Origin of the sequence: Vibrio harveyi NBRC 15634 = ATCC 14126 = KCTC 12724, from assembly GCF_001591145.1 — a bacterium.
In the GTDB taxonomy this organism is placed as follows: domain Bacteria; phylum Pseudomonadota; class Gammaproteobacteria; order Enterobacterales; family Vibrionaceae; genus Vibrio; species Vibrio harveyi.
In genome coordinates this window covers 67,017-88,638 of sequence record NZ_BCUF01000022.1, presented here as the reverse complement: position 1 = coordinate 88,638, position 21,622 = coordinate 67,017, and the positions used below count along the sequence as shown (strand labels likewise).

Genomic DNA, 21,622 nt, shown 5'->3' with positions numbered 1-21,622 from the left:
TCAACCTAATACGACGCGATACAAAAGCCAGGTTCATCCCTGGCTTTTTGCATATTCGAATCACGCATTAGGGACACCGAATAGGATAGGTGACAAGGAGTTTGTATCGATTAGATGGTCTCTTTAAATACCAATGTCACTGCGATGATGACGCAGCGACATCTCAGTCATGCGGCTGAGCAAAACATAGAGTCTCAGCGAAACCTCACCTCGGGTTATCGGATTAATTCCGCCAGTGATGATGCTGCAGGTCTGCAAATCTCCAATACTCTTAATGTCCAAACGAGAGGGCTTGATGTCGCCTTGAGAAATGCGCACGATGCGTATTCGGTGGCACAAACCGCAGAAGGCGCTTTGCATGAGAGCAGTGATATATTGCAACGCTTGCGCTCTCTGGGGCTTCAAGCGGCAAACGGCAGTAATGACTCAAGTGATCGGCAAAGTATTCAATACGAGGTCGTAGCGCTGCAAGATGAGCTTGATCGTGTCGCGATCACGACGACATTTGCAGATAAAAACCTGTTTGATGGTTCTTACGGCTCGCAAAGCTTCCATATTGGAGCGAATGCCAACTCTATCTCTCTGACACTGCGGAATATGCGCAGTCACATCCCGGAGATGGGAGGGCAGCATTATGTTGGTGATGCGGTCGATAAAGATTGGCGAGTCACTAAAGATAATCAAACCCTTAAATTTGAATACCAAGACAGTAAAGGGCAAACCCAAACAGAATCTATTGGGCTCAAACTAGGAGATCGCATTGAACAGGTTGCTACTTATATCAATGCGCAGCAATCGATAGTGAGTGCCTCAGTGACTGAAAACAATGAACTGCAATTCTTTGCCTCGACGCTGAATGCACCTGAAGGTGTAACGTTAGAGGGCAGTTTAACGGATGAGCTTGATGTTAGTGCTGGTGGTTTAGTCACAATGGACGACATCGATATGTCGACTGTTGGCGGGGCGCAGCTTTCAGTTGGGGTAATTGATGCAGCAATTAAGTATGTTGACTCGCATCGAAGTGAAATAGGTGGCTTCCAAAACCGGGTTAGCGGCACGATGGATAACCTTAACACGGTGAACCGGAGTGTGACCGAATCAAAAGGGCGGATACGAGATACGGATTTTGCTCGTGAGTCGACGGAGATGGTACGGTCACAAGTGCTGCAAGATGCGACTACCGCATTATTAGCCCAAGCGAAGCAGAGACCGAGCTCGGCACTTGGCTTGCTCAGTTAAGCGGGTTGCAGCGATGAATGTCGCTCAGGAACAAAAGTTTCAGGTAATAAAAAACGCTGCCAATGGCAGCGTTTTTTTCGTGTTCAGCTAAGTAAAAATTACTTAGTTACACGTAGAACTGGAGTTTCACCAACAGTAACAGAACCAGAAAGCTTGTTTAGCTCTTTGATTTCGTCCATGTTAGAGATAACAACTGGAGTTAGCGTTGATTTCGCTTTCTCTTCTAGAAGAGCTAGGTCGAATTCAATTACAGTGTCGCCAGCTTTAACAGTTTGACCTTCTTCAGCGATACGCTTGAAGCCTTCGCCTTTAAGTTCAACAGTATCGATACCGAAGTGAACGAAAAGCTCAACACCGTCGTCAGACTCGATAGAGAACGCGTGGTTCGTTTCGAAGATCTTACCGATAGTACCGTTTACAGGAGCTACCATTTTGTTACCAGCAGGTTTGATAGCAATACCATCACCAACGATTTTCTCAGCGAAAACAACATCTGGCACATCTTCAATGTTCACGATCTCACCAGAAAGTGGTGCGATGATTTCGATTGCACCTGCGTCAGCGCTGTCGTCAGATACTAGCTTCTTAAGTTTGTCAAACAGACCCATTGTGTCATGCTCCTAACGTTTTATTTAATTCTGTCGAATTATAGTATACCAATCTTTCGAGATAGACGACTTTTTTTAACCGCCTATCTCATTGGAATTAGTTGATTATTGAGTTTTCTCTGCAATGAACTTTTCTACAACTGCTTCAATTTCTGCTGCTGTTGGTAGAGAAAGTGCTTCTTCAGCCATTGCTTTCACTTCTGCGAAGTTAGAGTTACGGATAACTTTCTTCACTTTAGGGATAGAGATGCCGCTCATTGAGAACTCGTCTAGACCCATACCTAGAAGTAGAAGTGTTGCACGCTCATCACCTGCTAGCTCACCACACATACCAGTCCACTTACCTTCAGCGTGAGAAGCGTCGATAACTTGCTTAATCACAGTAAGTACAGCTGGTGATAGTGGGTTGTATAGGTGAGAAATCATCTCGTTACCACGGTCAACCGCTAGTGTGTACTGAGTTAGGTCGTTTGTACCGATAGAGAAGAAAGATACTTCCTTCGCTAGGTGGTGCGCGATAGCTGCTGCAGCTGGAGTCTCAACCATTACACCGATTTCGATGTTTTCGTCGAATGCATGACCTTCAGCGCGTAGTTCTGCTTTGTACTCTTCGATCGCTTTCTTAAGCTCACGGATTTCTTCAACAGAGATGATCATTGGGAACATGATACGCAGTTTACCGTGTGCAGATGCACGTAGGATACCACGTAGCTGGTCACGTAGGATTTCACGACGATCCAAGCTGATACGTACTGCACGCCAGCCTAGGAACGGGTTCATCTCTTTTGGAAGATCCATGTATGGAAGATCTTTGTCGCCGCCGATATCCATAGTACGGATGATCACAGCGTGACCGTTCATTGCTTCAGCAACTTCTTTGTAAGCTTGGTATTGCTCTTCTTCAGTTGGAAGTGCGTCACGGTCCATGAATAGGAATTCAGTACGGTACAGACCAACACCTTCACCACCGTTACGGATGATACCGTCACAGTCTTTAACAGTACCGATGTTACCGCAAACTTCTACGCGGTGACCGTCAGTTGTTTCTGCGTGTAGGTCTTTTAGCTTAGCTAGCTCTTCTTTTTCAGCAAGGAATGCAGCTTTAACTGCTTTTGCTTCTTCTAGCTCAGCGTCAGATGGGTTGATAACGAGCTTGTTGTTCATCGCATCAAGAATCAGCATGTCGCCGTTCTTAACTTGCTTAGTGATGTCGTTAGTACCAACGATAGCTGGAAGCTCAAGAGAGCGAGCCATGATTGAAGTGTGAGAAGTGCGACCGCCGATGTCACAAGCAAAACCAAGAACGTAGTCTAGGTTGATCTGTGCAGTTTCAGATGGCGTTAGGTCGTAAGCTACTAGGATAACTTCTTGATCAATATCGCTTAGAGAGACGATGTTGATACCTAGAGCGTTCTTAACGAAACGAGAACCGATATCACGGATGTCAGTTGCACGTTCTTTCAGGTATTCGTCGTCTAGAGACTCAAGAGCCGTTGCTTGCTCTTCGATCACAGAGTGGATCGCGTGGTCAGCAGACATTTTGTCGTTTTTGATAAGTGCTAGGATTTCCTCTTCTAGCTCTTCGTCTTCAAGAAGCATGATGTGACCTTCAAAGATCGCTTCTTTTTCTTCGCCAAACGTTTCAAGCGCTTTTTGCTTGATAGTTTCTAGTTGAGCAGAAGATTTGTTACGAGCGTCAAAGAAACGTGCAACTTCTGCTTCTACTTGATCATCAGAAATAGTGTTTGTGTTTAGGACAATTTCATCTTCTTGAAGTAGTAGTGCTTTACCGATTGCAATACCAGGAGATGCTAGGATGCCTGAAATCATAGCCTTACCTTAAGTTGGTCAACTTTATAAAACGGGAGAATAATGGGTGCGCTAACGAATAGTTTTAGCTTAGTTTTGAGTCTATTTCCAACGAAGCCATTTTGCTTTCACAAAATGGCTTCTGAAATAGGAGACCGAATTAGTGTAGTTGGTCCATTAGAGCAACTAGGTGGTCAACTGCTTGCTGAGCTTGTGGGCCTTCAGCTGAGATAGTTACTAGAGTACCTTTTACTAGGCCTAGTGTTTGTAGCTTGAATAGGCTCTTAGCGCTAGCGCTTTTACCGTTAGAAGTCACAGTGATGTCCGCGTCGAATGCTTTAGCTTCTTTAACGAACTGTGCAGCTGGACGAGTGTGAAGACCGTTTTCTGCTGTGATTTCTACTTGCTTCTCGTACATGTGATATACCCCAATAAATGTATTTTTTTGTTAGTTTGTGACTAAGTTTTAGCTTAACTGCTTTACACCTTGTGCGCTAGCACGGGAGAGTTCAAAGCGTGTCAGAACTGATACTAGTCAAAAGTTTGGTAATTACGCAACTGTTTGCGTGCGTAATTACACTGAAACCTTTTTGGTTTAGATTCTTTATTTTGAACCTAAAAATAAAACACCCTGATATTACCAAAGGTGGGGCAGGGATCAACAAAAAAGCCCCTGAACGGGGCTTTTTTAAACGAAAAATTGATTTGACCACATATTACTGTTGGTTCTCTTTCTCGGTAAAGATACCAGCAAATAGTGCTGTACTTAGGTAACGTTCACCAGAGCTTGGTAGAACTGTTACGATTGTTTTTCCTTCAAATTCAGGAAGTTCTGCGAGTCGGTTTGCTGCAACGACTGCTGCTCCTGATGAGATGCCAGCTAGGATGCCTTCTTCTTCCATTAGGCGACGAGCCATCTCGATCGCTTCTTCAGAAGTCACTTGCTCAACACGGTCTAGAAGTTCTAAATCTAAGTTACCAGGGATGAAACCTGCACCAATACCTTGGATTTTGTGAGGCGCTGGTTGGATTTCTTCACCTGCTAGCGCTTGCGCAATTACTGGTGATTCTGCTGGCTCTACTGCAACAGATGTGATGGCTTTGCCTTTCTCACCTTTGATGTAGCGGCTTGTGCCTGTGATGGTACCGCCTGTACCTACACCTGCTACGAATACATCGATTTCACCGTCTGTTGCTTCCCAGATTTCTGGACCAGTTGTCTTCTCGTGAATCTCTGGGTTGGCTGGGTTGTTGAACTGCTGTAGAAGAAGGTATTTGTCTGGATTGCTTGCAACGATTTCTTCCGCTTTAGCGATCGCGCCTTTCATACCTTTTGCTGCTTCTGTTAGTTCTAGATTTGCACCTAGCGCTTTAAGCAGCTTACGACGCTCAAGGCTCATTGATTCTGGCATTGTCAGAGTGAGCTTGTAACCGCGAGCGGCTGCTACGAATGCAAGTGCAACACCTGTGTTACCACTGGTTGGCTCAACTAGCTCAACGCCCGGCTTAAGAGTACCTGCCTTTTCTGCTTCCCAAATCATGTTCGCACCAATACGGCACTTAACACTGAAGCTTGGGTTACGCGCTTCGATTTTCGCCAAAACTTTACCTTTGCTCACTTTATTCAAGCGAACAAGAGGTGTGTTACCGATAGTAAGAGAGTTGTCTTCGTAGATCTTGCTCATAGTGATGTTCCTTCATTACACGATATTGTGAATATGAGTAGAAGAATATGCGGTCTCAAAAAAAGGGAAAAGGATTAAAAAGTTATATCTTATGAGGTTGGTCGAGAATTGAGCAAAATGAAAGGGGAGGCGTCTAAAACCTCCCCGTATCGAATGAAAGTGTGAGTTATTGTTGATGCTTAAATTCGTTCACCCACATTGCAGTTGCACCGCAGACAGCAACAGGCATAACAATTAGGTTAAGAATTGGAATCGTGGTAAACACCGAAACCAACACTCCAAAGCCATAGGCTTTCCCTTGCTTTTGTTTCAATTTGTAACGCATCTCGTTGAAAGACACTTTATGGTTATCAAACGGATAGTCACAGTACTGGATAGCAAGCATCCAAGCGGTGAAGATGAACCACAAGAAAGGTCCAACCGTTTGCCCGAGTGCAGGGATCAACAGAAGAAGAAACAAGCCAATTGCTTTTGGTAGGACATAAAGCAATTTTCGCCATTCTCGTGCCAGCACGCGAGGGACATCTTTTATCACCGCAGCCATGCCATCATCATTCACTTTTTGACCCGTTAAGGACTCTTCGACTTTTTCAGCGAGTAAACCATTGAATGGTGCGGCGATGAAGTTAGCTAATGTACTAAAGAAATAAGAGAATGTGGCGAGAATAGTTAACACCAATATTGGCCATAATATGTAGGTAAGCCAAGAGAGAAAATCTGGTAACTGACCAATCCAGTTCTGGATCCAAACATCGAGATGGGAGAATAGATAGAAAATCGCGCCACCCACGAGTAATACGTTGGCAAGTAATGGCAAAACCACAAAGCGACGGATCTCCGGAGAGAGTGCTATTTGAATCCCATATAGGAAGTAACCGAATCCGGTTCTAGGCTGATTATTCAACTTCATATCTATTTTGTTTCGTGTAAGTGAAAACTCATTGTACCTGTGGATGGTTTTCTTTCAATGCCCTAACATTTTGGGTCTTGTAAAGTGGAATCGTGGCAAGAATCACAACAAAAAACCGAACTTCTTGCATTAAGTTGTTCTAAACCTACATATAGTTTTGGTAAAGTAAAAGCATCATTCGGATTTATTGCACTTGGGTTACTGCTCAAGGATGTGCGAGTAGTAGAACAAGTAGATTGAGAGTAAATAATGCAGGAATTGCGATTCGTACTCATTGTTGTTGGCGCATTAGCCATCGCCGCATTGCTATTTCATGGTCTGTGGACAAGCAAAAAAGAAGGCAAAGCAAAATTTGGTAACAAGCCGCTTGGTAAGTTGGATGTTGACCAAGAGGATAAAGAGTCTCCAGAACAAGAGCGTGATTTTGCTCCTGCTCCAGAAGACGACTTCGAAATCATCCGTAAAGATCGCAAAGAGCCAGACTTTGGGATGGAGAATTCATTTGATAATAAATTCGCTTCTGATCCTCTGATCGATGATGTTCTTGATGTAAAAGAAGAGAAAGAGCATAAAGAAGAGCAAGAAATCCCAGCTTTTGTTGCGACAAAAACAGAAGAAGACGTGGTAGAGCCTGTTTTACAAGAGTCAGTAGACACTTTTGCTGAAAACGAAACTATCGCGGAAAAAGAAGAAATTATCGAACCGGTATTTGAAACAACGGTGGTACCAGAATCGGCAGAAGTAGAGATTGCGCCTGTAATGACAGAGGTAGCGGTTGAAGAGCCGAAGCCAGAGCCAGAAATGCAAGTGATTGTGTTAAATGTGCACTGTGCAGGCGAAGAGCCATTTATTGGTACTAAGCTATTCGATAGCCTTCAGCAAAACGGTTTGATTTACGGTGAAATGAATATCTTCCATCGTCATGTGGACTTGTCTGGCAATGGTAAAGTGTTATTCAGTGTTGCAAACATGATGCAGCCGGGTACGTTAGAGCACGGTGACCCAGCAGAGTTTTCAACGAAAGGTATTTCCTTCTTTATGACTCTCCCTTGCTATGGTGAAGCAGACCAAAACTTCAACCTTATGCTGCGTATTGCACAGCAAGTCGCGGACGATATGGGGGGGAACGTACTGGATGATCAACGTAACCTGATGACACCTGATCGATTAGCATCATATCGACGTCAAATAGTTGAGTTTAATGCTGCTAACGCATAACCTTAACACCAAATAATGATAGGGCTCCGTTAGGAGCCCTTTTTCTTAGATTCCCAACCTCATTAATGAATATACACGGGGCTTTAATATGTCTGAATCAGTACATCAGCGACTAGAAGAGCTAAAAGAGTCGTTGCATTACCACGCGGTTCGTTACTACGTGGAAGATAACCCAGAGATTCCAGATGCAGAGTACGATCGTATGATGCGTGAATTATTGGATATTGAAGCCGAACACCCAGAACTGGTTACCGTCGACTCTCCAAGTCAACGCGTAGGAGGTCAGCCACTGTCTGAGTTCAGCCAAGTTACTCATGAAGTGCCGATGCTATCGTTGGATAACGCTTTTGATGATACGGAACTGGATGGTTTTCATAAACGCGCTCAAGATCGCGTTGTCGGTCATACCATCAAACAGTACTGCTGTGAGCCTAAGCTTGACGGTTTGGCTGTAAGTCTATTGTACGAAGATGGTGTCTTGGTCCAGGCTGCGACACGTGGTGATGGTACTACTGGTGAAAACATCACGGAAAATGTACGTACCATCAGCGCAATTCCATTAAAGCTGCAGGGTAAAGACTGGCCGACACGTCTAGAAGTTCGTGGTGAAGTCTTTATGCCAAAAGCGGGTTTTGACAAACTTAACGAGATCGCTCGTCAAAAAGGCGAGAAAGTTTTTGTTAACCCACGTAACGCGGCGGCGGGCAGTCTGCGTCAACTAGATTCACGTATTACCGCTTCGCGTCCATTGAGCTTTTATGCTTACAGCGTTGGCGTTGTTGAAGGTGCTACGTTAGCAAACAGCCACTACGAGCGATTCTTACAAATCAAATCTTGGGGCTTACCAATGTGCCCTGAAACCAAGCGAGTCGATAACTTGGAAGAGGTAAAAGCCTACTACCAAGACATTCTTAACCGTCGTGAAGCTTTGGCGTATGAAATTGATGGCGTCGTCATTAAAGTTGATGATATTGCAATTCAAGAGCGTTTGGGTTTTGTTGCTCGCGCTCCTCGTTGGGCTATCGCGTATAAATTCCCTGCGCAAGAAGAAATTACCACGCTAAATGATGTGGAGTTCCAAGTTGGTCGTACAGGTGCCATTACGCCAGTAGCTAAGCTTGAGCCAGTATTTGTTGGTGGTGTCACGGTAAGTAATGCAACTCTTCACAACGCAGACGAGATTGAACGTTTACAAGTGATGGTAGGTGATCAAGTAGTGATTCGTCGTGCTGGTGATGTGATTCCGCAAGTTGTCTCTGTTATCAAAGAACGTCGCCCAGAAACGGCGCGCGAGATCCTATTCCCCAATGCTTGTCCGGTATGTGGCTCTCATGTTGAACGTATCGAAGGTGAAGCCGTTACACGTTGTACTGGTGGTTTAGTATGTCAGGCTCAACGTAAAGAAGCGTTAAAACATTTTGTGTCTCGTAAGGCGCTAGATGTAGACGGATTGGGTGAGAAGGTCATTGAACAATTGGTTGATCGTGAGATGGTCGAAACGCCAGCTGACCTGTTCAAGCTTTCTGCAGGCGTACTGACGGTCTTGGAACGAATGGGACCGAAATCGGCAACCAACGTTGTGAATGCTCTTGAGAAATCAAAACTAACAACATTGCCACGTTTCTTGTACTCACTTGGTATCCGAGAAGTCGGTGAAGCTACAGCTGCAAACCTTGCACAACATTTCAAGAACCTTGACACCATTGAGCAAGCAACAGAAGAGCAGTTGGTTGAGGTTCAAGATATTGGTGTGGTCGTAGCAAAACACATTACCACTTTCTTCAGCGAAGAGAAAAACCAAGCGGTCGTACAAGACCTACTGGCGCAGGGCATTCACTGGCCAGAAATCGCCACACCACAGGAAGGGGTCGAATTACCTTTGGAAGGTAAAACCGTGGTGTTAACCGGTACGCTTTCTCAGTTAGGTCGTTCAGAGGCGAAAGAAGCACTACAGAATTTAGGCGCAAAAGTAACTGGTAGTGTTTCGAAGAAAACAGATATTTTGTTTGCTGGAGAAAATGCCGGTTCTAAGCTAGCTAAAGCTCAAGAACTTGGAATTGAGATTCAAACTGAGCAAGACTTACTCAATTTGATGAAATAACTCTCCTCAAAAAAGATAAAAAATACCTAAAAGCCCCAAGTGTCAGTCGCTTGGGGCTTTTTCTTGGCAATTAAAAAGTCACTCAATAACCGTTCAAATACCACTTTTCCTGATTTCAGTGATCAGGATCTCTCCTTACGTTATTCTTCTTTTATAACTAAAACTCTGCGATCGACTTCAAAATAGAATGGATGAGTTTTCGTTATGTGTTTGATATTTAAGGTCTTTTCTTTGGTTTGTGTCTTTGGTGTTAAAAATAAGATCTGGATCAACAACTTATATGGAACTTTGGCGTTGGTCATATTTTTTTAGAAAAAAAATAAGTTCCATTTGGATGTTTTTAGATGCGAAGTTAGTCTTAGAAGCGTGGATACACGGTGTGTATGCAGGAACTAAAAAGAACCAATTTAGAAATATTGAGGTTCACTCAGGAATTTACTTCTCTCCTTCGGCGGCCAACTTAAGGCGAGATAGAAAAATACAGCTATATCCATTTTTAGGAGTTTTTTCCATGGACAAATTTTTCAAGGTTTCAGCGTTAACAGCTGCGATGTTTGGTGCAGTTGCAGTAGCTCCGGCTACAGCATCTACTGAAAGTGCAGCTGGTGGTGAGTATGTAGAAAAAGTTAACGAATTTATGCAAGACTCAAGTCTTAATGCAATGTTCGTTGTTGATACTCGTTCTCGTACTCGTACAACAGGTAAACCTGGTGGTGAGAATGGCGACCGCTGGAGCCGTCTAAACTACTCATCTTACAATGCGATCATTGACTTCACTTCTGGCTACCATGATGGTTGGTTAGGTGCAGACGTAGCAGCTTACTACTCTGGCGACCTATACAACGATAGCTTGAAAGGCGCAGACGGTTACCTATGTAACGAGATCTCTACTTGTACTAACCTAGACTGGGGTGCAGGTGACGGTGATCAACTTAAAGTTTACAAAGCTGCTCTGAAGTTTAAGACTGGCGAAAACTTTAACGCTCGCTTCGGTATGTTGCAAGCTGGTGGTAATGGCACAATCGGTAACGTTTGGAGCTTCGTACCAGGTACTTACCGTGGTTTCGAACTAAACGCGAAGCTGGGTGATTTCAACCTAAGCTACTTTGGTGCAGACCAATTTACAGCACCATGGTTGCTACACGAAGATGACTACGCGCCAGCACTATGGTCAGACACTTCTTGGAGCTACCTACACTCTCTAGGTTTGAACGGTAACATTACTGATGCTCTATTCTTCCAAGTTGGTCTTGGTCAAGCGACAGGCGTTAAATACGCTAACGGTATCGACTGGGGTGCAGGTCAAGTAACTAGCTACCATGACGAAACTGATAACACGTCATACAAAGCTTATTTGAAGTACACAGTAAGTGACCGTACTACTCTTGCATTTGACTTCTACGGTGTTGATGACGATGTGAAATACGATGGTCTAGGTTTCCACACTGGTCTATCTCTAAACCAATCGTTCGGTAAACTGTCTTGGATGTCTGAACTACGTTACACAGACACAGACAACCGTTCAGATTTCGTTCCTCGTACAATCCATACTTACGGTATGAATAATGGTACTTGGTCACAATGGTGGGATGCTCTATCTGACTGGAACAAAGCTGGCGAGCTAGCTTGGTACAACCGTCTATCTTACAACCAAGGTAACGGCTGGAACTACTACCTAGGCTTCGGCTACGGTTCTGGTGCAGACTCTGCAGCAAGCGGCGCATCTGGTGACTGGGATTACGAGAGCGAGTACGCAGTTAACGCAACAGTTTCTTACTCTCTACAAAGCGGTTCTCTTAAAGGTACAACCGTGCGTCTACACGGTACTATCCTAGAGCGTGACGAGTTTGCTGGTGCAGCAGACGCGGATGAGACAGACCTACGTCTACAAGTTCTTATCCCATACAGCTTCCACTAATATTTAGAAGTTAAGAAAAAGGAGCCAATCGGCTCCTTTTTTATTTTACTTCTTTTCCGTCATACATTTTGCAATATAGGGGAGGAAGCATGTGTACGTTGCCGTTGGGCAATTCACACTTTATTTCCGGTGCTAATGTTCTACCACCAGAAGCGCCATTTGCTAGCGAAGTCAATGGCATTAATGCAGCGATAGCGACTAATAATCCAGTTACCAGTTTCATATTATTTACCTTGTAATCTAGAATGTATTTTCTTTTTAATTTCACTTAATTACTTGAGTTCGTTGTATAGGTGGGAAATATTAAAGCGTAGCGTTCTGCTCCTTAATCTAACCTACGATTTAGTTGTCCCATGAACCACCTTGAAAGCGGCACATCTCACTAGGTAGATGGGCAACATCGCCACTTGGTAAAACACATTCAACGATAGGTCCTAGATTGGTGGTGCCTCCATTCCCGTTGTTATAGGCGAATGAAGAAAACGCAAACGCGCTGCACGCTAAAAACAAAAAACACTTCTTCATAGTACATCCTCTTACTTACCTTAAAAAAATATAAGCATTTAATTGCCATGCTTATGCGTTAAGTATGTATAGAGACCTAGAAAGATCAAAAATTAATTCAACAGTGTTTTATTTTTTAAAATGAATTTAGATTTTAAATCTTGGGATATATTTATCTATGTGCTTGAAATTTTAATTTAGTAGGAGGATCTGTTTTGATAAAGGAGAGAATATTAATAATATTTCTATTACTTAATTTTTGTGGTTAATTTAAATAAGTAGATGAAATAAAAGCATTAGTCACGGAAAGGAAATAAAAGGATGCTGAGCACCCTTTTATTTTGACACAAATCAGCGAGAAACCGGTTTAATCTTCAAAATTATGCCGTCTACGGCGATAATTTCGACCCGAGTTCCCGTCGGCAATTCGTGTTCGCATTCAGCTGACCACGTTGTATCTGCCACTCTAAGACGATTCATTCCAATGTGAAAATCTTCTTCGAGCGTGACAATATTACCTATCAGCTGTTTGTGTTTTTGATTGAGATCTCTGGCTTGATCACTTTTGCGATCCTTGGACCATTGCTTTCTCCACCATAGCCAAGTGGTAACCAAACTGAAAGCCACAAAGGCAAGCCACTGCATCTGCCAACTCATTGGTAAGAAAGATAGGATAGCGCCAACGATCAGGGCGGAAATGCCTAGCCAAAGAAAATAGCCTGCTGTGCCCAATAGCTCTACAGCGAGCAAGGCTAAACCAAGCGCAATCCAATGCCAGAATGACACGCTTTCTAATAGGCTAAATAAATCCATAGGCAATCCTTAGTCCTTACTTTGTTTGAACATTTCAGCAATACCCGCGACTGAGCCCATTAGACCTGTCGCTTCGATCGGCATCATGATGATCTTACCATTTTCCGCTTGACCGATACTCTTCAGTGCATCGGTATAACCTTGGGCAATAAAGTAGTTAACCGCCTGAACATCACCTTTAGCGATTGCTTCAGATACCATGTAAGTCGCTTTTGCTTCTGCTTGAGCTGCACGCTCACGCGCTTCCGCATGTAAGATCGCCGATTGCTTTTCACCTTCCGCTTTCAGAATTTCCGATTGTTTTTGACCTTCTGCTCGTAAGATTTCTGCCTGACGTATCCCTTCAGCTTCTAGGATTTCAGCACGCTTATTACGTTCTGCTTTCATCTGAGCGTTCATTGCTGCTGTTAGATCCGCTGGTGGCTGAACGTCTTTAATCTCGATACGGGTTACTTTTACGCCCCAAGGGTTGGTTGCTTGGTCAACGATAGAGAGCAATTTGGTGTTGATCATGTCACGCTGGCTAAGCATCTCATCCAATTCCATTGAGCCGAGCACGGTACGAATGTTCGTTAGTGTTAGGTTACGGATAGCGTGTTCTAGATCGTTGACTTCATACGCCGCTTTGGCTGCGTCGATGACTTGGACAAAGCCGACTGCATCGATAACAACATTCGCATTGTCTTTTGAGATGACTTCTTGTGCCGGGATGTCCAGTACACGTTCCATCATGTTGACTTTTTGACCTACGCGATCAACGAAAGGAATGATTAGGTTTAGACCTGGCTTTAAGGTGTGGGTATAACGTCCGAAGCGTTCGACGGTCCAGTTGTTCCCTTGTGGTACGGTTTTGATCCCAGAAGCGAGGACAATAATGGCTAGTACAACTAAGATCCCGATGGTGATCAATGAGTCGATTGGCATGTTCTATTCCCTTAAGTGCATAATGTTTGTTTCATTTTTACTCATTTAGGCTTATGACACAATCGTAGAAATGAGAGCCTCGATAAATTATAGACAGAATAAAGGCCGGATTAATCCGACCTTTTTATATTTTTTAATTCAGCAGGTTAGTACTTTAATTAGTAGAGAATAGAGTACAACTGACGACGGAATTTACTTGCTAATGCATTGCCTTGACCCAATGCACTTAAGATATCCATAAAAGTTTTCTTCACTTCACCGTCTTGTGCGCCGAGGTTGGTTTTTAAAATATTCCAAAGTAGCTCCAACGCTTCTTCATCGCGACCAACTTGGTTGTATTGAACTGCAAGCTCACATGCCAATTCGAAGTTATCTGGGTTTGCGGCTAGCTCTTGTTCAAGGCGTTGAAGCTCTGGGCTATCTGCTGCTTGGAGGTGCAGATCTAACTTGGCAATCAATCCCTTATAGTAGTTATCTTGATATTCCAGTGGGATTGTACTCAATAGCGTTTGTGCCAATTCAAATTGTTTGGTTTCTAGCAAACAATCTGCCATCGCTAGTTTTACATCACCGCGGTTTTGCAGATCTTCTGAAAGGGTTTGCAAAATAGCTAGAGCTTGAGCATGTTCGCCTTGTTGGAGCAACTCGCTTGCTTGCTTTAACTGCATTTCGTCTTGGCTTGGGAGGTGTTTTTGCAGCATGGCTGAAATGGCATCAATCGGCTGAGGACCACCCATACCATCTACCGCTTGACCGTTCATAAACAACGCGATAGTTGGTAAGACTTGTACGCCAAACTGTGATGCTAAAGCTGGTTGCTGCTCACAGTTCAATAGAGCAAGGGTGAATGCACCGTTGTATTGCTGAGTTAGCATCTGTAGCTCAGGGATCACTTGCGCACTTTCTGGTTGAGCACTCGCCCAGAAGTGGATCAACACTGGCGTGTTCATTGACCCTTCAAGAGTCTCGCGGAAATTTTGTTCTGTTAACTCAACGATAAATGGGGATTGCATCAGAGTGTCCTTGCTTTTTGTTTCTTGTCGTTGATTGTAGATATGGAGTTGATATTTGGGAAATTCAAGCGATAGAAAGGAAAAACGCTGCCGAAGCAGCGTAATCCTGATAGCAAGCGAAAGTGCTATAAAACTTTGGCTATTCCAGCACGAATTAGGGAGTCTTGTTAGACATTATCTTTGTGTGCTGGGTGAGGTATCAAAATAGGATGAACACAGTCAACACTACACCCACACTAAGCCAGTTGAGCTGATTTAATGTCATTATTGTCTCGCGTAAATACAAAACAGAAAGGGTGGCGATACCAAATCTAAAGTGAGTATCAACATCGTGTTCAGGCTCGATAGATGAAGATACTAACTTAGAAATTGATTCGAACATTGAGGCTTTCTTAACCTACATGCTCATAATGACATCACATTGTTACGATAAAATTACATTGTGATAAAAAGTTTTTATGCTGCTTGTCGCAGAATCTTATCAAGAATACGCGTTGGTAATAGGCGCTTTAACACGGCAAATACTTTAGTTGGCGTTGTAATGCGGTAGCGGATTTTTGGTTTATCGCTTGTTAGCGCATGAAGCACTGGCTCGATGCAAGATTCTGCAGGAAGCACAAATCTATTGTTCGACTTGTCGTTATCTAGACGCTGCTTCTGACCTTCGTAAGCGGCTTTGTGTGGGCTGTTCTCGACATCAATCCATCGCTCGAAGGCTTTTAATGCATTGTGTCTAAATTGGGTTTCAATAGGTCCCGGCTCTATCAGTGCGATTTTGATGTTGGTGTCCATCAATTCCAAACGTAGTGTGTCGGTCCAGCCTTCGAGTGCGAACTTAGAGGCATTATAGGCACCACGATATTTCATGGCTGCAAACCCAAGCACAGAGCTATTTTGGATGATTCTTCCTTCACCCTGTTTGCGCATATGTGGCAGTACTTCTCTGACTAACTGATGCCAGCCAAAAAAGTTGGTTTGAAACTGAGCTTGGAGCGCCTCTGTCGGCAAGTCTTCTAGCGCGCCAGGCTGACCATATGCCCCGTTATTGAATACGGCATATAACTTTCCGTCGGCTAGTGTTAATGCTTGCTTGACTCCCGAAGAGATGCTTTCAGAATCGTTAAGATCCAATTGAATACAGGTTAGTCCTTCGCTTGTTAAGCGTTCGACATCTTGTTCGTGCCGACAGGAGGCAATCACGTGGAAGCCCTCTTTTTTCAAAGCATGGGCACAAACGTAGCCGATGCCAGTGGAGCATCCGGTGATAAGAATGGATTTTTTCATATTAGAGGGCTCACGAAAGTATAGTGAGCCTTATGATTCAATAACTGCGATCTTGAAGCAAGTTCTTGAGTGCAGGTTCGACGCGAGAGTAGCTGAATTGAAAACCCAATTCGGTCAGCTTTTTCGGTTTGGCGCGAATGCTATCAAACAGTAAGCAAGAGGATTCTCCCATCGCCATATTCATCACCCATTTAGGGGTGAAGAGAATATGTGGACGTTTTAGCGTTTTCGCCAGTGTGCCACTAAAGATTCGATTGCTAACAGGGTGGGGAGCACATAAGTTGAATTCACCATGAGCGTGTGGCGTTTCAAGCAAGTACATAATGGCACGAACCATATCCAAAATATGGATCCATGGCATGTATTGTTTACCGCTACCCAATGGTCCCCCTAAACCTAGTTTGTAAGGCAAAATCATTTTGGCAAGTGCGCCACCATTTGGACCAAGGACAACGCCAGTACGCAACAAGCATACTCGGGTTTGTTCGGATTCTGCACGTTTTGCTATCTGCTCCCAACGAGCACAAACGGAGTGAGCGAACGCCTCGCTATTGACGTGTAAGCACTCATCAAAAGGATGGTCTTGCTGGTCGCCGTAATAACCAACGGCAGATCCACTGATGAACACCGATGGTGGCTCTGTACTTGCGTGGATCAGTGCGACAATACGCTCGGTAACCTTCCAACGGCTGTTACAAATGATCTCTTTCTGCTCCTTGCTCCAGCGCTTGTCTGCGATCGGTTCGCCTGCGAGGTTAATCACGGCATCAACATCATTAAGATCTTCAAGTGAATCAAGGGAGTCGAGATATTCAATATTACCGACATCGGCATGATTAAGTCGTTGTTTTGCTTGCTCTGGGTTACGCGTAAGCAAAATGACTTGGTAAGTGGTCAGTAACTTAAGTAGCTCTGAGCCAATAAAGCCTGTGCCGCCGGTCAGTAGTATCTTCATGTCATCCCTTTGATGGTAAAACTATTCAAACATTATAGTCGTTATACGCCTAGCGTGATCATATCAATGACTTGCAGTGTCGATTTTATTATTAGTTCCTAAGGAGTTAGAAGCATTTTGTTGGGAAGCGATGCGAAGTTCACAATTTGAAAGAATGTAACAAAATGTTATCAAGCCTTTAGCAAAGCTCACACTTAGCTTAGGGAAACTGTGTCATGCTGAACTTAAAGGAGAATAACAGTCAGTAGATAGGAGGGAGTATGGAGGCATTTGTTGCTCTATTTAGAGCGTTGCTCAGTAGTGCTCGTGACTTGCTACCTATTGTTATTGTCATCACCTTTTTTCAGTTGGTCGTGCTTCAGGAACCGCTGCCTAATCTCGTCTCTATTCTATTTGGTCTTCTTCTGGTTATTCTCGGTTTAACCTTCTTTATCTTTGGATTAGAGCTTGGTTTGTTTCCCATTGGGGAAAATATGGCACAAGCGTTCGCTAATAAAGGCAGCGTTTTCTGGTTACTGATCTTTGCGTTCTGCTTGGGTTTTGGTACCACCATTGCAGAACCAGCCTTGACAGCTGTTGCAGAGGAAGCATCAGAAGTTGCGGCTGAAGGGGGCATGATTGCCAATACAGAACAATCTATGGAAGAGTACGCAGATGGATTACGCCTAACGGTTGCTTTGTCGGTAGGTGTAGCGATTGTGCTCGGCGTGTTGCGAATTCTCAAGGGCTGGCCGATTCAGTACATGATCATAGGCGGTTATATTGGCGTTGTGATACTAACGGGATTTGCACCTGAATCAATCATTGGGGTGGCTTATGATTCTGGAGGAGTGACGACATCCACAATTACGGTTCCTTTGGTCACAGCGCTTGGTGTTGGGCTCGCTTCCGCGATCAAAGGGCGAAACCCTATGATTGATGGGTTTGGTTTGATCGCCTTTGCCTCATTGCTACCAATGATGTTTGTGATGGTATACGGGATGGTGGTGGCATGATTTCGTTTGAGCACTTCTTCGATACCTTTGTTTCTACTATCAGTGACGTGATCCCGATTGCGACCATTATTTTTGGCTTCCAGCTTGCAGTATTACGACGTCCCATCTCTAACCTGCCTAAAGTCCTGCTTGGATTTGCCTACGTTATCCTCGGTTTGTCGCTGTTTTTGCTTGGGTTAGAAATGGCGCTGTTTCCGTTGGGTGAAACCATGGCAACGCAGCTTACTGCCCCTGCATTTCTACGCGAGTTTAAAGTATCCATCGGTCAAGCCTTAAGTTGGGTAGACTACTACTGGGTGTATATCTTTGCTTTCTTTATCGGTTTCAGCACGACAATCGCAGAGCCTTCTCTTATTGCAGTAGCGATAAAGGCAAATCAGGTTTCTGGTGGCAGTATTAGTGTGAATGGATTGCGCGTTGCCGTTGCTTTGGGGGTGGCAGTTGGTATTGCTCTAGGCAGCTATCGGATTGTCGTTGGTGATCCTATTCACTACTACATTATCGCCGGTTACATCGTAGTGGTGATTCAAACCTTCTATGCGCCAAAGTTGATTGTACCTTTGGCTTACGATTCAGGCGGTGTTACTACCTCGACGGTGACCGTACCTTTAGTGACCGCGCTTGGGTTGGGGTTAGCTTCAACCGTACCAGGTCGAAACCCAATGATAGATGGCTTTGGCTTGATAGCGTTTGCCAGCCTGTTTCCAATGATTTCTGTGATGGGCTATGCCCAGATTACCCAGTGGTTGAATAAAGGAACCGCGGAGGAAAAAGAAAATGCGCTTTAAATTGATTTTGGCCTTTGTTGAAGACAGCAAAACCGACAAGGTGCTCGATGCAGCAAGAGATGCAGGAGCTACGGGGGCTACGGTGATCAACAATGCCCGAGGACAAGGTTTAAACCAGAAACGAACTTTCTTTGGATTAACCTTGGAGGTGCAAAAAGATGTGCTGTTATTTGTTGTAGAGGAGCATTTGTCGAGACACATTTTAGAAACCATCAGTGACGTTGGAGAGTTCGATCAGGAATCCGGTCAAGGGATTGCCGTGCAGATTGATGTCGAGGATGCTGTCGGTGTCGCACACCAAGTCGAGAAGCTAACTAAAGTGGTAGAGGATGAGTTATGAGTAGTCATGAGCTGATTAGAGTCAGAGACGTAATGGCGGCAACATACATCATTGTCGATGGGTTGATTACGGTTCACGAAGGGATCACGCTAGCGAGGAAGAGTGAAGTGAAAGCGCTGGTGGTGAAAAAGCGTGATGACGATGATGAATATGGCATCGTCTTAATGAACGACATAGCGAAAAAAGTGTTGGCAAAAAACCGTTCACCACAACGCACCAACATCTATGAAATCATGACCAAACCTGCGTTAACCGTCGACCCCAATATGAATGTGAAATATTGTGCGCGTTTGTTTGAGCGTTTTGGTATCAGCCGCGCGCCAGTCATTGAAAATGGAGAGGTCATTGGCATGGTGAGTTATAACAATATTGTTATCAATGGTATGGCTCGGGAAGAAGTATAGCGACGGTTTTGAGTGTGGTTCGCGCGCTGCTGGTAAAGATAATTTCTCAGGTCAGCGACATTTTGCCTAGCTAAGAAGATTAGCGTATTAGTGCCATTGCATATCCTCGATCTGAGGCTTATCCTTTGAGAATTAAAGAAATAATTGAGGATGTCATGTCATGCCGCTAGTTGCTTGTCCTGTGTGCGAGAAACAAATTTCAAAACGAGCTCATACTTGTCCTGGCTGCGGAGAGCCAGATCCACTTAACCATCTTGCTAAGTCAAAGTTCTTGTCCCTCATTTTCTGGATGATTGTCTTAGTGGGCGTTGGTTATGTCGCGTGGTTCTACCTGGTTCCGATGCTGGTGGAAATGTTGCGTGGTCATTAGAGGTTTCACTGTGGTTGAGCTTCTATAGGAATGCCGTAGAATACCCTCATACATTTTGAGGAGACGATGTCGTGAAACTATTTTTTGCCTCAGACTTGCACGGTTCTTTGCCAGCCACAGAAGAAACCATCAAGCTTTATTTAGCCTCTGGTGCAGAGCACCTAATCTTATTGGGCGATACGCTTAATCACGGACCAAGAAATCCAATACCAGAAGGCTATAACCCACCACAAGTGGCAGAATTGCTGAATCAATACAGTGAGCGCATTATCTCTGTGCGCGGTAACTGCGACAGTGAAGTGGATCAGATGCTGTTAAATTTCCCAATGATGACGGAGTATGCTTGGCTTCTGTTAGAGTCTGGTAAGCGTATGTTCTTGACTCATGGTCACCTATACAACACCACAAAGCGACCGCCGTTGCGTGAGGGCGACATCATTGCCCATGGTCATACTCATGTTCCTGTGGCGGAGATGCAAGATGGTGTCATCATTTTCAATCCGGGCTCAATGACGTTCCCGAGAAATGGCTTACCACGCAGTTATGGTGTACTCGAAGGTAATACGCTAACAGTTCAAACTCCAGAAGGCGAAGTACTAGCACAAACTACGATTTAATAGCCTTGCGAGTAAAGAAAAGATAAAGGGAGCGAATGGCTCCCTATTTTGTGTCTGAATGCCCTAGATCGCGTTCTGGGTCGATGATGTCTCTAACACGTTGTTTGAGGACTTTCGCCTCAGGAAAGCCACCATCTTTCTTACGTTCCCAAATCTGGGTGCCATTACAAAAGATTTCGAACCGACCGCCCGTATCTGGGTGTAAGCTCATCGTTTTTATTTCTTCACTAAAGGTATGTAATAGCTCTTGTGAGAGCCAGGTTGAACGTAGCATCCAATTGCACTGGCGACAGTAATAAATGTCAATGATGGCTTTATCCATTTCCGAATTCCTTAATTTCAAATTTTTTAAAACGTCAGAGGAGCAATTTGATTCCAACGGCGAAGGTGAGAACTTCAAAGGCAACTTTGATGACGCGATTGCTGTATCGAGTTGCTGCCCATGCGCCTATGCTGCCACCTAGAAATGAGCTGAATAATAAAACAGGTAACCAAGCCCAATGAATAGGGGCACCAGCTTGCACAACGGCAATACCTCCAATGCCATTCCAAAACAGACCGACACAAATCATGGTGTAAGCTACCGCTTGCTTGTAATCGTAACCAAACCAGCGGACAAGAAAGAGTGTCACAAGCAACCCAGAACCTGCTGTGAGTGAGCCGTTTACAATCCCAATCAGCAGTAAACCCAGTCCACCAATAAGCCAGCCGGCACTGTCACGATGCGTTTTAGTTTCCGTTTGACCGAGCTCTTTCTTAAATCGAGAGTAAATACCAAGAGCTAAGATCATCGCGCCAAGCATTTTTTCAGCAATGTCATCTGGGATTTGTACAATGAGATTAGCGCCAATCACCACGCCAATACTGCCGGTGAGTATGAGATAGAGGGCGACTTTTGGTTTAATCGTACCGGCTTTAAGGTGTGTGCTTGCTGCGCCTAAACCGAGTGCGACTGAAGCGACTTTATGCGTACCTAGTGCGACAGAAAAGGGAAGACCAAGAAAGATAAGAAGTGGAAACTGCAGTAATCCCGCACCACCGCCAGAGAGTGAAGCAAGCGTATTTGCGACAAGGGAACCGAAGAAGAGGGTGAGGGTGTCTAGCCAATCCATATGCAAAATAAAGGG

General features: G+C 44.3%; 24 protein-coding genes. 10 read left to right on the top strand and 14 right to left on the bottom strand.

Annotated features, from left to right (window positions below):
* Positions 1 to 114 precede the first annotated feature (114 nt).
* Positions 115 to 1,239 carry a flagellin gene (locus VHA02S_RS13150; RefSeq protein WP_005451540.1) on the top strand — a complete coding sequence of 375 codons (1,125 nt, stop codon included), beginning with the start codon at positions 115 to 117 and terminating at the stop codon, positions 1,237 to 1,239.
* Between the two features lie 98 nt (positions 1,240 to 1,337).
* On the opposite strand, the gene crr is transcribed toward VHA02S_RS13150, so the two are convergent.
* The 5 genes from crr to cysZ all read right to left on the bottom strand — a co-directional run bounded on the left by crr (position 1,338) and on the right by cysZ (position 6,251).
* A complete protein-coding gene (gene crr, locus VHA02S_RS13145; RefSeq protein WP_005425608.1) occupies positions 1,338 to 1,847 on the bottom strand; it encodes a PTS glucose transporter subunit IIA in 510 nt (169 codons plus the stop codon).
* Positions 1,848 to 1,952: 105 nt separating this feature from the next.
* Positions 1,953 to 3,677, bottom strand: a complete 1,725-nt coding sequence (ptsI, locus tag VHA02S_RS13140; protein WP_005451541.1) for a phosphoenolpyruvate-protein phosphotransferase PtsI — start codon at positions 3,675 to 3,677, stop codon at positions 1,953 to 1,955.
* A 139-nt stretch (positions 3,678 to 3,816) separates the two neighbouring features.
* Positions 3,817 to 4,074, bottom strand: coding sequence for an HPr family phosphocarrier protein (locus tag VHA02S_RS13135; protein WP_005436894.1), 258 nt, complete (start codon positions 4,072 to 4,074; stop codon positions 3,817 to 3,819).
* A gap of 298 nt (positions 4,075 to 4,372) precedes the next feature.
* The gene (gene cysK, locus VHA02S_RS13130) at positions 4,373 to 5,341 is read right to left on the bottom strand and encodes a cysteine synthase A (protein ID WP_005436896.1); all 969 of its coding nucleotides are present in this window, start codon (positions 5,339 to 5,341) and stop codon (positions 4,373 to 4,375) included.
* Between the two features lie 166 nt (positions 5,342 to 5,507).
* Entirely contained in the window at positions 5,508 to 6,251 is a 744-nt protein-coding gene (cysZ, locus tag VHA02S_RS13125; protein ID WP_005451544.1) for a sulfate transporter CysZ, read from the bottom strand.
* A gap of 249 nt (positions 6,252 to 6,500) precedes the next feature.
* Between cysZ and zipA the strand changes: the two genes are divergently transcribed.
* From zipA to VHA02S_RS13110, 3 genes are all read left to right on the top strand, one after another.
* Entirely contained in the window at positions 6,501 to 7,469 is a 969-nt protein-coding gene (gene zipA / locus VHA02S_RS13120) for a cell division protein ZipA (RefSeq protein ID WP_005451545.1), read from the top strand.
* A gap of 88 nt (positions 7,470 to 7,557) precedes the next feature.
* On the top strand, positions 7,558 to 9,570 hold the full coding sequence (gene ligA, locus VHA02S_RS13115; protein WP_038898881.1) for an NAD-dependent DNA ligase LigA: 2,013 nt from the start codon (positions 7,558 to 7,560) through the stop codon (positions 9,568 to 9,570).
* A gap of 511 nt (positions 9,571 to 10,081) precedes the next feature.
* Positions 10,082 to 11,488, top strand: coding sequence for an OprD family porin (locus tag VHA02S_RS13110; protein ID WP_005451547.1), 1,407 nt, complete (start codon positions 10,082 to 10,084; stop codon positions 11,486 to 11,488).
* A gap of 40 nt (positions 11,489 to 11,528) precedes the next feature.
* On the opposite strand, the gene VHA02S_RS13105 is transcribed toward VHA02S_RS13110, so the two are convergent.
* The 7 genes from VHA02S_RS13105 to VHA02S_RS13080 form a co-directional block, all read right to left on the bottom strand.
* A complete protein-coding gene (locus VHA02S_RS13105) occupies positions 11,529 to 11,711 on the bottom strand; it encodes a hypothetical protein (protein WP_009698603.1) in 183 nt (60 codons plus the stop codon).
* Positions 11,712 to 11,830: 119 nt separating this feature from the next.
* On the bottom strand, positions 11,831 to 12,013 hold the full coding sequence (locus VHA02S_RS25845) for a hypothetical protein (protein ID WP_100216240.1): 183 nt from the start codon (positions 12,011 to 12,013) through the stop codon (positions 11,831 to 11,833).
* A gap of 330 nt (positions 12,014 to 12,343) precedes the next feature.
* A complete protein-coding gene (locus VHA02S_RS13100) occupies positions 12,344 to 12,805 on the bottom strand; it encodes an NfeD family protein (RefSeq protein ID WP_005451549.1) in 462 nt (153 codons plus the stop codon).
* 9 nt (positions 12,806 to 12,814) lie between these two features.
* Positions 12,815 to 13,729: an SPFH domain-containing protein gene (locus VHA02S_RS13095; protein WP_005451550.1), complete on the bottom strand. Its 915-nt coding sequence runs from the start codon at positions 13,727 to 13,729 to the stop codon at positions 12,815 to 12,817.
* Between the two features lie 158 nt (positions 13,730 to 13,887).
* Positions 13,888 to 14,742, bottom strand: coding sequence for a thioredoxin family protein (locus VHA02S_RS13090; RefSeq protein ID WP_038898880.1), 855 nt, complete (start codon positions 14,740 to 14,742; stop codon positions 13,888 to 13,890).
* 456 nt (positions 14,743 to 15,198) lie between these two features.
* Positions 15,199 to 16,026, bottom strand: coding sequence for an SDR family oxidoreductase (locus tag VHA02S_RS13085; RefSeq protein ID WP_038898879.1), 828 nt, complete (start codon positions 16,024 to 16,026; stop codon positions 15,199 to 15,201).
* A gap of 37 nt (positions 16,027 to 16,063) precedes the next feature.
* On the bottom strand, positions 16,064 to 16,981 hold the full coding sequence (locus tag VHA02S_RS13080; RefSeq protein WP_038898878.1) for a TIGR01777 family oxidoreductase: 918 nt from the start codon (positions 16,979 to 16,981) through the stop codon (positions 16,064 to 16,066).
* A 260-nt stretch (positions 16,982 to 17,241) separates the two neighbouring features.
* Between VHA02S_RS13080 and VHA02S_RS13075 the strand changes: the two genes are divergently transcribed.
* The 6 genes from VHA02S_RS13075 to yfcE all read left to right on the top strand — a co-directional run bounded on the left by VHA02S_RS13075 (position 17,242) and on the right by yfcE (position 20,495).
* Positions 17,242 to 17,976, top strand: a complete 735-nt coding sequence (locus tag VHA02S_RS13075; protein ID WP_005451555.1) for a DUF1538 domain-containing protein — start codon at positions 17,242 to 17,244, stop codon at positions 17,974 to 17,976.
* Entirely contained in the window at positions 17,973 to 18,764 is a 792-nt protein-coding gene (locus tag VHA02S_RS13070) for a DUF1538 domain-containing protein (RefSeq protein ID WP_005451556.1), read from the top strand. The genes VHA02S_RS13075 and VHA02S_RS13070 overlap by 4 nt, the downstream gene beginning before the upstream one ends.
* Positions 18,754 to 19,104 carry a P-II family nitrogen regulator gene (locus VHA02S_RS13065; RefSeq protein WP_005451557.1) on the top strand — a complete coding sequence of 117 codons (351 nt, stop codon included), beginning with the start codon at positions 18,754 to 18,756 and terminating at the stop codon, positions 19,102 to 19,104. Before VHA02S_RS13070 ends, VHA02S_RS13065 begins: the two co-directional genes overlap by 11 nt.
* On the top strand, positions 19,101 to 19,508 hold the full coding sequence (locus VHA02S_RS13060) for a CBS domain-containing protein (RefSeq protein ID WP_009698597.1): 408 nt from the start codon (positions 19,101 to 19,103) through the stop codon (positions 19,506 to 19,508). The genes VHA02S_RS13065 and VHA02S_RS13060 overlap by 4 nt, the downstream gene beginning before the upstream one ends.
* 160 nt (positions 19,509 to 19,668) lie before the next feature.
* Entirely contained in the window at positions 19,669 to 19,878 is a 210-nt protein-coding gene (locus tag VHA02S_RS13055) for a hypothetical protein (protein WP_009698596.1), read from the top strand.
* A 71-nt stretch (positions 19,879 to 19,949) separates the two neighbouring features.
* The gene (gene yfcE / locus VHA02S_RS13050; RefSeq protein ID WP_005446373.1) at positions 19,950 to 20,495 is read left to right on the top strand and encodes a phosphodiesterase; all 546 of its coding nucleotides are present in this window, start codon (positions 19,950 to 19,952) and stop codon (positions 20,493 to 20,495) included.
* Positions 20,496 to 20,538: 43 nt separating this feature from the next.
* Here the strand turns inward: yfcE and VHA02S_RS13045 are convergent, their stop codons facing one another.
* Both VHA02S_RS13045 and VHA02S_RS13040 read right to left on the bottom strand, forming a co-directional pair.
* Positions 20,539 to 20,817, bottom strand: coding sequence for an Rdx family protein (locus VHA02S_RS13045; RefSeq protein ID WP_005446375.1), 279 nt, complete (start codon positions 20,815 to 20,817; stop codon positions 20,539 to 20,541).
* A gap of 34 nt (positions 20,818 to 20,851) precedes the next feature.
* Positions 20,852 to 21,607, bottom strand: coding sequence for a sulfite exporter TauE/SafE family protein (locus VHA02S_RS13040; RefSeq protein ID WP_038898877.1), 756 nt, complete (start codon positions 21,605 to 21,607; stop codon positions 20,852 to 20,854).
* Positions 21,608 to 21,622: the final 15 nt, after the last annotated feature.

Excerpts from the sequence above, each read along its gene's own strand:
- VHA02S_RS13150 (WP_005451540.1), top strand. The coding sequence starts at position 115 with ATGGTCTCTTTAAATACCAATGTCACTGCGATGATGACGCAGCGACAT.
- crr (WP_005425608.1), bottom strand. The coding sequence starts at position 1,847 with ATGGGTCTGTTTGACAAACTTAAGAAGCTAGTATCTGACGACAGCGCT.
- ptsI (WP_005451541.1), bottom strand. The coding sequence starts at position 3,677 with ATGATTTCAGGCATCCTAGCATCTCCTGGTATTGCAATCGGTAAAGCA.
- VHA02S_RS13135 (WP_005436894.1), bottom strand. The coding sequence starts at position 4,074 with ATGTACGAGAAGCAAGTAGAAATCACAGCAGAAAACGGTCTTCACACT.
- cysK (WP_005436896.1), bottom strand. The coding sequence starts at position 5,341 with ATGAGCAAGATCTACGAAGACAACTCTCTTACTATCGGTAACACACCT.
- cysZ (WP_005451544.1), bottom strand. The coding sequence starts at position 6,251 with ATGAAGTTGAATAATCAGCCTAGAACCGGATTCGGTTACTTCCTATAT.
- zipA (WP_005451545.1), top strand. The coding sequence starts at position 6,501 with ATGCAGGAATTGCGATTCGTACTCATTGTTGTTGGCGCATTAGCCATC.
- ligA (WP_038898881.1), top strand. The coding sequence starts at position 7,558 with ATGTCTGAATCAGTACATCAGCGACTAGAAGAGCTAAAAGAGTCGTTG.
- VHA02S_RS13110 (WP_005451547.1), top strand. The coding sequence starts at position 10,082 with ATGGACAAATTTTTCAAGGTTTCAGCGTTAACAGCTGCGATGTTTGGT.
- VHA02S_RS13105 (WP_009698603.1), bottom strand. The coding sequence starts at position 11,711 with ATGAAACTGGTAACTGGATTATTAGTCGCTATCGCTGCATTAATGCCA.
- VHA02S_RS25845 (WP_100216240.1), bottom strand. The coding sequence starts at position 12,013 with ATGAAGAAGTGTTTTTTGTTTTTAGCGTGCAGCGCGTTTGCGTTTTCT.
- VHA02S_RS13100 (WP_005451549.1), bottom strand. The coding sequence starts at position 12,805 with ATGGATTTATTTAGCCTATTAGAAAGCGTGTCATTCTGGCATTGGATT.
- VHA02S_RS13095 (WP_005451550.1), bottom strand. The coding sequence starts at position 13,729 with ATGCCAATCGACTCATTGATCACCATCGGGATCTTAGTTGTACTAGCC.
- VHA02S_RS13090 (WP_038898880.1), bottom strand. The coding sequence starts at position 14,742 with ATGCAATCCCCATTTATCGTTGAGTTAACAGAACAAAATTTCCGCGAG.
- VHA02S_RS13085 (WP_038898879.1), bottom strand. The coding sequence starts at position 16,026 with ATGAAAAAATCCATTCTTATCACCGGATGCTCCACTGGCATCGGCTAC.
- VHA02S_RS13080 (WP_038898878.1), bottom strand. The coding sequence starts at position 16,981 with ATGAAGATACTACTGACCGGCGGCACAGGCTTTATTGGCTCAGAGCTA.
- VHA02S_RS13075 (WP_005451555.1), top strand. The coding sequence starts at position 17,242 with ATGGAGGCATTTGTTGCTCTATTTAGAGCGTTGCTCAGTAGTGCTCGT.
- VHA02S_RS13070 (WP_005451556.1), top strand. The coding sequence starts at position 17,973 with ATGATTTCGTTTGAGCACTTCTTCGATACCTTTGTTTCTACTATCAGT.
- VHA02S_RS13065 (WP_005451557.1), top strand. The coding sequence starts at position 18,754 with ATGCGCTTTAAATTGATTTTGGCCTTTGTTGAAGACAGCAAAACCGAC.
- VHA02S_RS13060 (WP_009698597.1), top strand. The coding sequence starts at position 19,101 with ATGAGTAGTCATGAGCTGATTAGAGTCAGAGACGTAATGGCGGCAACA.
- VHA02S_RS13055 (WP_009698596.1), top strand. The coding sequence starts at position 19,669 with ATGCCGCTAGTTGCTTGTCCTGTGTGCGAGAAACAAATTTCAAAACGA.
- VHA02S_RS13045 (WP_005446375.1), bottom strand. The coding sequence starts at position 20,817 with ATGGATAAAGCCATCATTGACATTTATTACTGTCGCCAGTGCAATTGG.
- VHA02S_RS13040 (WP_038898877.1), bottom strand. The coding sequence starts at position 21,607 with ATGGATTGGCTAGACACCCTCACCCTCTTCTTCGGTTCCCTTGTCGCA.